The 11,887-nt window shown below is 44.1% G+C and carries 11 protein-coding genes; 4 read left to right on the forward strand and 7 right to left on the reverse strand.

Annotated elements, in window-relative coordinates:
* Positions 1-35: 35 nt before the first annotated feature.
* Together OSC7112_RS31320 and OSC7112_RS31325 are read left to right on the forward strand one after the other, a co-directional pair.
* Positions 36-554, forward strand: a complete 519-nt coding sequence (locus OSC7112_RS31320; protein WP_223300933.1) for a hypothetical protein — start codon at positions 36-38, stop codon at positions 552-554.
* Positions 555-737: 183 nt separating this feature from the next.
* A complete protein-coding gene (locus tag OSC7112_RS31325) occupies positions 738-1,442 on the forward strand; it encodes a hypothetical protein (protein WP_015211655.1) in 705 nt (234 codons plus the stop codon).
* Positions 1,443-1,664: 222 nt separating this feature from the next.
* Here the strand turns inward: OSC7112_RS31325 and OSC7112_RS31330 are convergent, their stop codons facing one another.
* Positions 1,665-2,687, reverse strand: coding sequence for a DUF5895 domain-containing protein (locus OSC7112_RS31330; RefSeq protein WP_041623810.1), 1,023 nt, complete (start codon positions 2,685-2,687; stop codon positions 1,665-1,667).
* Positions 2,688-3,096: 409 nt separating this feature from the next.
* Positions 3,097-4,509 (reverse strand): IS200/IS605 family accessory protein TnpB-related protein, encoded by a 1,413-nt coding sequence (locus OSC7112_RS31335; protein WP_015211657.1) that lies wholly within the window; start codon positions 4,507-4,509, stop codon positions 3,097-3,099.
* Between the two features lie 28 nt (positions 4,510-4,537).
* On the opposite strand from OSC7112_RS31335, the gene OSC7112_RS31340 reads away from it, so the two are divergent.
* Positions 4,538-4,810: a transposase gene (locus OSC7112_RS31340; protein ID WP_051041625.1), complete on the forward strand. Its 273-nt coding sequence runs from the start codon at positions 4,538-4,540 to the stop codon at positions 4,808-4,810.
* A 40-nt stretch (positions 4,811-4,850) separates the two neighbouring features.
* Here OSC7112_RS31340 and OSC7112_RS31345 read toward each other — a convergent pair whose 3' ends face one another.
* Together OSC7112_RS31345 and OSC7112_RS31350 are read right to left on the reverse strand one after the other, a co-directional pair.
* Positions 4,851-5,564 (reverse strand): hypothetical protein, encoded by a 714-nt coding sequence (locus OSC7112_RS31345; protein ID WP_223300934.1) that lies wholly within the window; start codon positions 5,562-5,564, stop codon positions 4,851-4,853.
* A 406-nt stretch (positions 5,565-5,970) separates the two neighbouring features.
* On the reverse strand, positions 5,971-7,662 hold the full coding sequence (locus tag OSC7112_RS31350; RefSeq protein WP_150111640.1) for an IS1634 family transposase: 1,692 nt from the start codon (positions 7,660-7,662) through the stop codon (positions 5,971-5,973).
* Positions 7,663-8,065: 403 nt separating this feature from the next.
* Between OSC7112_RS31350 and OSC7112_RS31355 the strand changes: the two genes are divergently transcribed.
* Complete coding sequence (locus OSC7112_RS31355) at positions 8,066-9,991, forward strand: type IV secretory system conjugative DNA transfer family protein (protein ID WP_015211659.1); 1,926 nt, start codon at positions 8,066-8,068, stop codon at positions 9,989-9,991.
* Positions 9,992-10,092: 101 nt separating this feature from the next.
* Here the strand turns inward: OSC7112_RS31355 and OSC7112_RS31360 are convergent, their stop codons facing one another.
* The 3 genes from OSC7112_RS31360 to OSC7112_RS38870 all read right to left on the reverse strand — a co-directional run bounded on the left by OSC7112_RS31360 (position 10,093) and on the right by OSC7112_RS38870 (position 11,844).
* The gene (locus OSC7112_RS31360; protein WP_223300935.1) at positions 10,093-10,623 is read right to left on the reverse strand and encodes a hypothetical protein; all 531 of its coding nucleotides are present in this window, start codon (positions 10,621-10,623) and stop codon (positions 10,093-10,095) included.
* 537 nt (positions 10,624-11,160) lie between these two features.
* Positions 11,161-11,361 (reverse strand): hypothetical protein, encoded by a 201-nt coding sequence (locus OSC7112_RS38865; protein WP_150111723.1) that lies wholly within the window; start codon positions 11,359-11,361, stop codon positions 11,161-11,163.
* Between the two features lie 303 nt (positions 11,362-11,664).
* Positions 11,665-11,844, reverse strand: coding sequence for a hypothetical protein (locus OSC7112_RS38870; RefSeq protein ID WP_041623812.1), 180 nt, complete (start codon positions 11,842-11,844; stop codon positions 11,665-11,667).
* Positions 11,845-11,887 lie beyond the last annotated feature (43 nt).

Consider the following 11,887-nt stretch of genomic DNA (forward strand, 5'->3'; position numbering starts at 1 on the left):
TCTGCACCATGATTTCCTTGAAAAAACGGACAATTATGTTGAAATTTACCTGGGGCTTGCTAACAGCTTTTTTGGTTTATTTGTTGAGCAGTTTATTCACCCATCCCCCAGCTTTTAGCCAGCCGACTCGGAACGCTGATTTCCCTTCAGCTTGCCTTCCAGTTGGTCTAGGGACTCTCAGGACAGAGTTTGTAACTGAAGTAACAGATGGCCGCACTCAATATCGCTTGTTCGATGCCTATTTGCAGGGAGATGCCGTGCCATTTTCTGTATTGGTTTCTCTCCAAGAGACGCAGTGTAGCTTGCTTTATTCCAACCCGACGAACGATTTTTATCCTTACAGCCGCACTGTCAAGCTGCCGATAGCAAGGCAAATCGCTCTGGGGGAATTGCGTTACTCCATCAACAAGGCAGGGAGTATTGATAAGTTCCGCTCTACCTTGCAGCCGAATTTTGGAGAACCCACTTGGCGATTTTCGGAAGAAGAGCTTTGGGCATTTAAGCAGGTTGGCATTACTGTTCCTCCACTTAGTAAAACCAGCCCAAAGAACTGATACCGATACCAAATCAGATGAAGGTAAGAGTCCTACAAGCAACAATAAAACCTTTGCTCAAAGCAGATTTAGTAAATCTGCAAGGTGTCTGTCATAACCGGATTTAGTAAATCTGCAAGGTGTCTGTCATAACCGGATTTGGTATGACATCTACATAGAAAATAGTTCGCGGAGGTCAAATCAATGTTTAGCAAAAATCAACAACTAACTTCAGGTTCAGAACACATAGGGAAGCCACAAATCATAGCTGGAAAGAAAAAATTATTACTGTTTTCTCAACCTTCTCAGAAGAAACTCCCAAACCCCGCTTCTAATTCCCTCAATAATTCGGGGTCCAGAGTATCATCGTTTTTATTTATTGGGCGGTGGTTCCGCTTTGGAGTGGTCTTGTTCTTGCTGCTATCAGTGTTGTTAGGAACTACTGGTTGTACCGCGAGTGCTACAACGATTTCATGGACACCTGCTACTAGACTCATCCCTGTTGAAAATGTTCAAGGCATAGTTGCCGAAAATTCTGAGCTTAACCCCCAGGATTCAGCATCAAATGTGTTGGCTTGGGCTGTAAACAAACCAGCAGGCAGGTTAGTTATTTTTAATTTTAACAGCCCTGGAGTTTGTGGAGCAGGAGGTTGCTTATATGCTGGGTATTTATTCATAAAAAACGTTTCTACTACTCGTGTATTTGCTAGTTATTTAAACGACAAGTTGCCACCTAATAAACCGCTACTTCAAGTAGTAAGTGACCCCTCAAAAACCTCTGATTTGCCTTGCTTGCAAGTACAGCAGCACTCACAAAATGGTATTCGGCAGTTGTTTTATTGCTTCAACGGTCGCCAGTACCAGTTAGCTAACAGTTCCTTGATTGAGCTTCCCCATAAAATGCAATAGGCGAGTTTAAAGTATAGCAGTTCTCAATAAAGTGAGGTAGGCGGGAATGGAGGCAAGCCCGTCAGCCCGTCAGCCCTATCTGCGAGCGTAACTCATGTTACTGAGAAAAGTTATATTTGAGCTTGACTATCTGTTAGCGAGCTCCTGTTTTGCATAATAAAAAAATGCCTCGCTCCCTAACTGGATATGAGGCACTTCTTCAAAAGTAACTAACCGAGACTGTTAGTCATCTGCTTCCGCATCAAAATCATCGTCGAATTCCTCTTCTTCATCTAAATCGTCGAAATCATCCTCTTCTTCTATTACTTCAGCGGCAATTTTCCGAGGGGATTTATGATTGGCGGTCTGCTTTTTTCCATTTTCTATTTTACGAGCAGCGGGTGGCAGCACTTGAATTTGCGGTTCGGCTGTACCTGGTAATGCAGGAGTTTCAGTGAATCCGGCAATGATATCGTGCAGCCCCCAAATCGCATTTTTATGCTGCGGGCGTCCCAGATATAGAAAGGGGAAATTATCAGCGGTTGGCTTAGTATAGCTGACAGTTTTGCAACAGTAGCTCTTATTAGAGCCTTCACCTTCTTTAACTCCTTTGAATTCCACCTCTAGGATACCAAGGCTTCGCCATTTATCGGTTTTCCCGCTGAAAGGAATTTGGAAATAGTCGGCGAATGCTTTTTCCAACAAACGGTAGAATTCGTCTCTGGCTGCTTTAAAGCTCCAAAGCGCAACATTCTTAAATCTGATGACAATAGGCGTGCTGTGTCTGGGACGATTGTTTTCATCCAAGAAGACAATGGCGTGTTCGCTAACAACATCCATTATCTTTTTATCGAGTTGAGCTTTATACTCTTCGTACAGCCCGACAACACTACCGCCTAGATCGGGAACGTCATTTTTGTAACGAATGTATTCAGGGACGAATCCCAGCACGCATAAGCGGCATTTAGAGAACAGCAGGCCTGTAACATCTTCTGTTAGTCCAATTGTAGTCATTTCCTCTTCTGTTGGCATGACAAACCAATTGGCTTTTTCTAGCTGATCCTCTGGAATTAATATTCCTGCCACTTGTTCGTTGATGACGATGCCATAGGGCAGAATTGGTCGCCTTACTTGATTGTGACCGGGTTCTAGGAGTTCGGGGTCAATTTCAAAATCAAGGTCTTCTGACTGATGTGGGATTGTACTTTCAGTCATTCCTGCGTTATTTGAGCTTTTTGCTTTAGCTTTACTATTGGTTTTAACCATTTTAAAAGTTTGTGACATTGCAGTCCCTGCAAGGCGGTAGCCTTACCTTTAAAAAGGGTAAGAGGTAGCACAGTTAAGCCTAGTAATTTGGTCAAAAAAATAAAAAAATCATAAAAAATTAACTGGTAGTACAGAACTACCGAATCGTGAGGAAGACTAATTAAGTGTGCAAAAAAAAGAACGATTGTGAAAGCGCTCGCGCAGCTTCAGCAATTTCTGAAGTTGCGCTATTATCAGAATCAAGCACTCACAATGCTTTTAATTTCCTCGCTGCCAATATTGGGCGCTATCGACGCTCGGTAAAGCGTTTATTCCTATTGTCCGCAGTAGAGGCAGTCCTTCTACAAAGTTGATGGCTCCTTTGAACGCACCCCAGCTAAATTAAAAATTCTAGCTGGGGATTCTTATGCTAGGCTTTGCTCAGTCTCCAAAGGCTACTGAGCGTCACTGGCGTTCGCAGTGTGTGAGAGGAACTTTTGCCTTCCCAGACCCTAGTAAATTTGCTATTGGTTAATACAGCGTACCAGTATCGTGCGCCGATATTATAGGAAGCTGATAGATCGGCATTGTATCGCTTCCCATTGGGGAATATGGCTTGGGAATATTTCTTATTACTCCGATTGATTTTGCCACTGCCATCGAAAGCGTAAGCACTGGTGTATTTAGCGTTAATCTTGCTGACTTTTCCGCCTAACTCGGAGAATTTCTCAATGGTCAACTCAACCAATTTGTCTTTGCACCATTCATGGAATCTCTGTTTTTGCAAAGAACCATGTTTCCCAGCCTTGGCTTTCCAGTTCGATAAGTCCTCAAATACAATTACACCGACATCATGCTTTAATGCAAAATCAACAATCTGCCTTGAAACTGTTTGAGCAATGTGCTTGTTGATATTTTTGGACTTTCGATACAACCCCTGACAGAAGCCTTTGGGCAAGTCTTGGTTGATGATTTTCCTAGTTAGTTTTGATTTGGTAGCAATTCGCTGCTTTCGCTGGTCGCGACGGTCTATGTCTCTAGCAGGGTTAATGAATTGCCTTGCTTTTACAGTACCGTCCTTGCCAACTATTGAGCAAGTTGCTATTGTGTTTATGCCAATATCAATTGCACAAACATAATCCGCATCTGGTAAAGGTTGAGGGTTAACCTCAACTGGCATGGAAAGATGCACGCGTTTACTATTAGCAATGAAAGATGGAGACAAGAGTTTTGCCCCCTCTCTGATATGCCGACTCTTCCCATGCTTTTTGACTGGAATGTTTTCCATCCAAACCCAGTCAGTACCATTCCAGATTTTCAGCTCTACAAAAGCGAAGTTGGAATGATATTTAACTTGCTGACCTTTGTATAGGGCTGGATAGCTGTTGCACATCACCGTCAGTCTGGGTGGCTTGTCGTGCCGATGTTTTCGCTCTCCTCTGTTCCAGGTATCCCATCGAGTAACAAAACTACTAACAATGCCCAAGGCATCGCCAATAGCAGCGCGTCTTAGGTAACTGGGAAACTTCAGAAATGAGGGATGATTACTGATGGCTTTTTGGAAGTACCAATGGTATCTAGGATTGGGGTTATCTACTGTCTTGTGAATCAGCTTCTCTAGAGTGTTCACTCGTGTCTGGCTGGTTAACTGAGAAAGTTGCCCCCAATTCCAGTAGCTAATGAGTACCAAAGGCTTTAGGAAACGTCGGTATTGGGCTACGGTAAGAAGTGCTAATTTACGCTGTTCTTGCGTCATTACCAATTGCCAAACATCGGTTCTGATGTTTGACTCTTTTGGGGTATTTTTACGCTTAGTCTGCTTCTGAGATTTTTTCTTGACCATAGCTTCGACCTCGGCTTGGATAAATATCATGCTACTCTACTCTAATGATACTTGGCTGTCAACTCAGTTCTGCGTCTTGTTTGAAGCTATTCCCAGCATCGAACTTTCTCGGCTGGCTAACAACCTAAAAACCGTCTCCTATCGGTTGATGAGAAAAGAATATGAGCAGTATCTGAAGCGGTTTTACTGGTCGTCAAAACCTATGTTTTGGGCTAGCAGTTACGCTTTAATTACAGTCAGTAATAGAGCCACCTTGGATCGACTGATTGAATATGTAAAAAATCAGGAAAAGCCAGACTAAGGTTGCAACGCTAAAGTTGGTGTTGTTTCGCTAACCCCATCTAAATCAAAGATTTTAGATGGGGACTGCGCTCAACTATTTCGTTCAAACCCGCGATCGCGTACAAAGAAGCTGCATCTGCTTGTTCGGATAGACTAGCATTCGCTTCTTCTAACAACTTTGTTAGATATTCAGGAACCTGTACGAGAGCGCCATCAATACAGGCAAGGGGGACAAATTTAGTATCGGGAGCTAGGGCTTTTGGCTTCAAAAAAGGCAGTTCGCGCTGGAAAGGTTTTGGAGTGGGGCGACTGTTTGTTACAGGCGATCGTTCTGGTTTGCGCCTACGCCACCGCTTGGCTCGGTAAAAACTCCCTTTCAATAATGGGGGCTGGCTTACCATCAGTACAGCTTCGTGAAAGGGGAGATTCATCTGTTCTCCTTCCTGAATTTTCACCTCTTCTAAGTTAGATTTTGTCAACCAGTCAGGCGCCAGCGGACAGTGAGGGTAAGACACGACTTTAGAGTTGTAGGTTAAGTCGGAAAGCAATTTGCCCGTTCTGGATAGTCTGGCGTTAAGATAATGCCACTTTAATCCAGGTAGATAGGCTCCTGAATATTTTACTTCAACGGCTCCCATGTAGATCCATTCTGTACGTTCTAAAGTTAGCGAAATGTCCCCTCTTCCTAGTTTGATGGTGCTGCGTTTTAAAATTTCATAGTCCGGGTGTCTCTTCAAAAGCTCTGACAGCCACTCTTTTTGTTTCTTGTTCACGGTAAAAATATCTTTCAATAATTTTGCTTCCTATCCTGTTGACTGCGTTAGCAGGGATAATATCAAGTGCTGGTTGTTTTCTACCGAAAGTTAGAACCCACATTCCGCACCCTCAACTGGCACACACGCAGTTGGGGTGCTCCGTCCGAGTCTCTCGTCCGAGATAATAATCAAAAATACCCGCGACCTGTTGGGTCACAATCGCATCGACCTGTTGGGGCAAGTTGAAAATTAACTGCTTTCGGGCAAATCCTAGATTCTCGATATCTAACAACACCTTCATCCGTCATAATTAACTATTAATCGACAGCAGATATTTCCAGCAGCCTGATAATTACACATCACTACTGAATCAAATATTTATGAAATTTCTGTCAGTTTTGCTCATCAAACAAACTGCTCGATCTCAGATTAATAAATAATAAGACTTACAGGAGAGCGGCAGCAAGTTCAATATAGCCATTCGCTCGGCTGTTAAATTAGAAATTTGTTGAATCCCTTGTAGGCTCACCAGATGAATTGATTGAAATATCTGGCAAATCCAACGGAGCGTCGGTCGATTAGTTTGTTTGCCCAACTGATTTTTCAATTGGGAATTAGTGCGTTGCAAACTGTGACGCAGTAACCTTTGACCTAAAGTATAGACTAACAAACACAAACCCATTACCAATGCCAAAGCTTCGATTCTTTCCGGCGACTTGAGAAATACACTGTCCGTAAAAAACAGCGGATCTTTCAAGAACCCAAACCCTCTTTCTGCTGACTGCTGTTCTTTGTATTTCACAATCATATCGTCAGGCTCTAATTGCTGAGTTTCCAGCACATTAGTGGCGAGAATAAACCTGCCACAGGCTTTGGTTTCTTTGGCGATCGCACCTGTATCTGGTTCCAGTTTTGCTTGAACTTTAAATCTCTGTTTCGAGCTGGATTTCTCGCGAGCATTTGGATCGTTAGTATTAGTCTTTACTGTAATTTCTTTGCTACTAACTTGGGTGATATTGTAAAATTTTAGTTGTTTGGATAAGCGATGAGCTGCGGCGGCAGCGTCGGCGGCACAAGCAAATTCAATTTTTGAGAGTTCTTGCAGTTTATTCTCAGCTTCAGCCTGGGCTTTTTTGAGTTTTTTTTCGAGTTTTTGTCGGTCTGAATCGCGTCGCAAACTGCTCTCTACTACTAGCCATCTTTGTTCAATTCCACCATAATTACTTTTGTGTTCTGACCAGCTATATCCACTCACAGAACTGGGGGTAAATTCTGCTTCATTTAACTGAGATACCAGTTGCTGCGCTTGCTTGATACTCAACGGTACGCGGGTTAACCATCTTAAATTGGTTAACATTTCTAAGTTAGGAGCTGAATATAATGCACTATCTGCAACCATTAAACTGTCAAGGTTTAACTGTTGTTTAAACTCCTGACAAATTGATGCGAATATGGCTCGATCTGATTCATTTCCCGAACCCACCCGTAAAAATAGCGGTACATCTCCATCGCTACTACAAATTAAATCTAAAATGAATTGTTTTAAGTCGGGTCTGCGATCGCGGGAGTAGCCGTAGGTAATCTTAATTGGCACGGCAGATGACACGGGTTTAGTTGACTCGCTATCTTCGCTATCTTCGCTATCTAGCGCCGTTTCTGGCTCGATAACAGATACAGATGGTAGCTCGGATTCGTATTTGCCATGCAGGTGAAAGGAAGTTGAATCTAAATGGGATGTCTCTGTATCGAGCTCAAATTTTTGAGCTGCTGAAGCGGCAATAGTTGTAAATATTTGGCTGCTGCCTGCTAAATATAGCTTGTCTAATACTCTACCTAAACGGTATTCATTCAGGTGTGATGCTTGAATACCTTCACCCATTAAATGTTCGAGCGCTTTGCCTTCAAAAAATTTAGGAAATAAGTATAATGGAGCGGAAACAAGCCCTAACCCATTGATAATCATTGCTTTGACTGCTAGACCTGGACTGACAATCTCACCCGGTTGTTCCCCTACTAACTCATTGATTTTTTGGACAATTTCTATTTCATCAACTAGACCTGCTATTAAACCAAGATGGTCGAGGTTAGAGACGGCGAGTTCAGTTGCTTGATGCACGGGTTTCATTCGATCGAGCGAATTGTTTGCTACTTGAGTTTAGACTATTTTTATCCTCCGCGTCGCACGGGGGATAATTGGTTTTTGTTGTTAATTTACACGCTCGTACATTTTCCAACTGAATCGATCGCTTGCTCGATCACCTGACACGGCAGGCGAGAGTATTTCTACTCATCTAGAGCCGACTGATCGACTCGGACGGGGCACCCCAACTGCGTGTGTGCCAGTTGAGGGTGCGGAATGTGGGTTAGAACTGTTGGCTGTAATTGCTCGTTCCCAAGACTGAACTAACACTGAGTAATTTTGATTTAAGCTTACTTGTCTGCAAACACTAAGTTGTAGCTACAACTGAGGTCATAGTTAATTGAGCGATAGACAAAATATTGAATTCAGATAGATACTTATGAATTTTGAGATTAAATTTTTGATAGCACAGGCTAACTCTACTCCAGTTCTCGCTCAAGCCCAGAGGAGAACCCAGCAACCCACACCCCTATCGTCAATTGACTTAGGCGGTCTCTTCCAACAATACAATAACCCGGATGGATATCTAACAATAGGAGCGCTGATATTCCTCCTCTTACTGTCTCGGTTTCTAGGAAATGGAAAGGGCAAAATTACCACTGGCAAAGTGTGCGGAACTTCCGAAAAAATGGCAGCCACTCAGCTTGCCTTGAAACAAATTAAGGAACGCAAGCATAATAAAGTCACGCTATGGTGTGGCAGTCCTCGCTATTGGTGGAAGGGGAAAAAACTTAAAGGTTTTGTTACCACTATTCAGACAGCTTTTGGTTCTCCTCCCACTGTTTGGCTCCCTCATGCAGAACGGTCAACTTTAGTAATTGGAGCGCCTGGGTCGGGTAAAACTTTTTCTACAATTGATAGGGCGCTAGAAAGTGCAATGGTGCAAGGATTTCCGATTATTCTATACGATAAGAAAGGATCTCAGCTCAAACTCCACGCACCTTTGGCAGCGCGGTATGGCTACCAAGTGTCGGTATTTGCACCGGGAGAACCTTATTCAGGCATCATTAATCCCCTCGACTTTATGAAGTCCCCTCAAGATTCGGTCATGGCTGGGGAAATCGGTCAGGTTATTAATAGAAATGCGAGTGCAGGCAATGGAAAAAGTGATGAGTTTTTCTCTAAAGCCGGAGACTTATTGGCTAAAGCACTCCTTCAATTAGTCAAAGGTTCTACGTATCCAGACATGGCAATGCTCTATGCAATTTTGAGGTTGCCAAATTTGGTAAAGCGGATTGACTATGCGGTTCAATCCCGTCGAATTGATGAGTGGGTCGCTACCAGCTTCAATCAATTTTTGAGCGCTAAGGAAGCAGAAAAAACTATTTCAGGAATTCTGACGACGGCGGCCGGAACGTTCAGCAGTTTTATCCAAGCTGACCTGTTGCGAGCATTTTTGGGAAAGTCGGACATCCCAACGAAAATAGAAGGCCGACAGATGATTATTTTCAAATTAGATGACGAGCGACGCTCCGTCGTGGGGCCTCTGCTAGCAGCCGCAATTCACCTCCTCGTTGTCTCCAACTTAAGTCGCCCTCGGAAAGATCCACTGGTTATTTCACTCGATGAATTTCCCTCCATTCGATTGGATCGAATGCCGCAGTGGATTAACGAATATCGCTCGAATGGAGCTTGTTTCATTCTAGGAATTCAGAGTTTGGAGCAACTGTACGAAGGGTACGGAGAGAAAATGGGGGCGGCGATCGCCTCTGCTTGCAGCACTCATATTTTATTCAATCCGGGTAACACTGATACTGCAAAAAAATACTCCGATCGCTACGGAGAAAAAGAAGTTTTGCTCAAAAGCAAGTCCACCAGCCGTTCAATGGGCGGCCAATCTCAAAGCAATCAATCTATTAGTTGGAACGAGTCGCTTCAAAAAATGCCGCTGTTTTCGGTGGACGAAATTTTGCGGTTCCCCCAGGGACGGTGTGTAATTACGAACCCCGGCTACAGTTCCGGCGGCGAGGGGTCAATTCCTTACGCGCTGACCATACCCATTCCCAAAGCTGATTTGCAGCGGCAAAGTGAGAGCGAAGCTCTCTGGGATGCAGAGGTGAGGTTCCGGCTCCAGAGTCGGGCGCAACTTGCAAGTCTTGACCAACTCACAGCCGCTTTGTACGATCGCATTGAGGAAGCAGAACGGATGCTGCCTCTGCCAGACGCCGGAGGTAACGTTCCATCCCAATCGCCAACGCCGCCAACTTCAGGTAAGAAATTTGGCTCTGACCCGCTAGACTCAGTTGTCAGTAAAACTGGGCGTTCCAGGCGGGTTTTTGCCACTGGCAGTATTGGCAAGCGCTAGCGGGAGTGTGCCAGCCAATGGAAAATTTTCCATTGGCCTTTGGCCTTGACCTGGAAGTTGAGATCGATTCGGATTCTGAGCGTCGCGATCGCATATCGCACTTAAATCTCTACCTCTGGAATTCCCTCAATGTCGAAATGAGTGAGGGACGCGATCGCAGGCGGTGATGTTCTTCGAGCAGCAACAGGCGATCTCGCCTGTCCTGCCAGCGCGGACGCAAGCCAATCTCTTGTCTGTGTGTGTTGCCGGCTGTCCCAACTGAGTTCGCGCTTCGTCCCCGGATGGGCTGGGTGCAGTGCTAACACGGTCAGCTTGATATTTTCTGGCGGCAGCGAGAGAGATTCGGCTGCTGTCCACAATTTTACTCGATCGCACCAATTTAATGCAGGATGGCGGATTGCCCATTCAATTAAATGGACGGATTGAGGTTCAAGAAAAGCTGCATTGGCGTTGATTTGCACGCATACATTTTTATTAAGCCTAGCGCTAAACTGAGTATCGACTAAGAATGTAGGAGATTCCCATTCAAATACCTCTGGAAATAGCAAACTAACTTCCATAATCCACTTATCCACTTTGGGATTCGCAAGTAGCAGAGGTTCAGTGGGGAGTTTCAATAAAGTTTGTTTCATTATTAGTTGAAATTCCTCTTGTTTCAATTCAAGGGGAACTGCTAGTTGTGTCGGATTGGTTAGAAAACTTAAATCAGTGAGGGTGATTAATTGCATAAGTGGGTAAAACAGTTACAGCTTACCCAGAGGGCGCGACGTTAGTCGCCTGCACGCTGTTGATTCATAATGAGCATTTTTGTTATAAAATATTTGTAAATAACAGGATTGTTGGGAGAAAGCGTTACTAAATTATCAGCTGCATACCGCTTCAACGCAGCATCAGTTGCAGAAACAATCAGCCTTTCCTCTCTTAAGCGATCGCCAGCGAATGACCCGGAGGAATTTTCCTTAAACTATAAGTCGCCGGTCGGCAAATTGCCGAGGGAATCAGTTGATTCTAAAATGCCTGCAACTGTACCAACAGCAACGGTATTTCCCGGCTCGATTTTCTCCAAACTCTCAGCAATTGATAATCGTAAAGTTTTACGCTACAGTTTTTTCAAGCAATCCTATCAAAGCAGCGAGCGAGCTTGCGGGATTCAAGGTATCGCTATCTTCTTACCAAGCGTGTATGCTGCATTCAGAGCGAGCGGGCTCTCCACGAACCGAGGATGCCTCTTTTTGAGCGATCGCTCCCGCGTAGAAAATTCGCTCTAGTTGAGAGTCAGGTTGCTGACACCGCCGCCACTGCTGGATTTGCCCGGAGTCGAGTCGGGTGTCCGAGCAGTGAATGACTTTCCAAGCGGTGCTGCCGAGCAAGAGGAAACGAGCTAGAGGAAGCTTGGAGTGGAAAAGTTAATTTAAGTATTTTCCGGCCTGATTTAAGTATTTTCGCGCAGGAAAACAGTTACTTTTATAAAGACTTAACATAAGTCAAACAACTCTCAGTAAATATACAGAATTATTTTCTGACTCGCAGCAGCAAAAACTATAAAGTTCAGTATTGTAACTAATATATTTATAATCGAGTCTAGCCGATAATAAGGACGAGCAACAAGTCGAGCGCAGTCGTAGGAATAAGCGTAAGTAAAGATTCCTCGAACTTGCTCAACGCCAAATCAATCAATTAAAAATCCAGGGTGCAGCCATGACTTTAACAAAGCCGTTTCGATTGCCTTTTCCCCAAAAAAGTAGCAAAAGCACAAATTTGGCAACCCCTACCTTGACTGTCAATCCTACAACAGACAGTTTGAGAGCTCGAACATCAAGCAAAACAATCAATAATAATAGTCCTGGACGCATAGACTCTACTTGTATGATGCGCCGCTCCCCGCCTTACCGCTAC

The sequence above is a fragment of the Oscillatoria nigro-viridis PCC 7112 genome (genome assembly GCF_000317475.1).
Lineage (GTDB): Bacteria > Cyanobacteriota > Cyanobacteriia > Cyanobacteriales > Microcoleaceae > Microcoleus > Microcoleus nigroviridis.

Excerpts from the sequence above, each read along its gene's own strand:
- OSC7112_RS31355 (WP_015211659.1), top strand. The coding sequence starts at position 8,066 with ATGAATTTTGAGATTAAATTTTTGATAGCACAGGCTAACTCTACTCCA.
- OSC7112_RS31360 (WP_223300935.1), bottom strand. The coding sequence starts at position 10,623 with ATGAAACAAACTTTATTGAAACTCCCCACTGAACCTCTGCTACTTGCG.
- OSC7112_RS31330 (WP_041623810.1), bottom strand. The coding sequence starts at position 2,687 with ATGGTTAAAACCAATAGTAAAGCTAAAGCAAAAAGCTCAAATAACGCA.
- OSC7112_RS31320 (WP_223300933.1), top strand. The coding sequence starts at position 36 with ATGTTGAAATTTACCTGGGGCTTGCTAACAGCTTTTTTGGTTTATTTG.
- OSC7112_RS38870 (WP_041623812.1), bottom strand. The coding sequence starts at position 11,844 with ATGCGTCCAGGACTATTATTATTGATTGTTTTGCTTGATGTTCGAGCT.
- OSC7112_RS31335 (WP_015211657.1), bottom strand. The coding sequence starts at position 4,509 with ATGGTCAAGAAAAAATCTCAGAAGCAGACTAAGCGTAAAAATACCCCA.
- OSC7112_RS31340 (WP_051041625.1), top strand. The coding sequence starts at position 4,538 with ATGCTACTCTACTCTAATGATACTTGGCTGTCAACTCAGTTCTGCGTC.
- OSC7112_RS31325 (WP_015211655.1), top strand. The coding sequence starts at position 738 with ATGTTTAGCAAAAATCAACAACTAACTTCAGGTTCAGAACACATAGGG.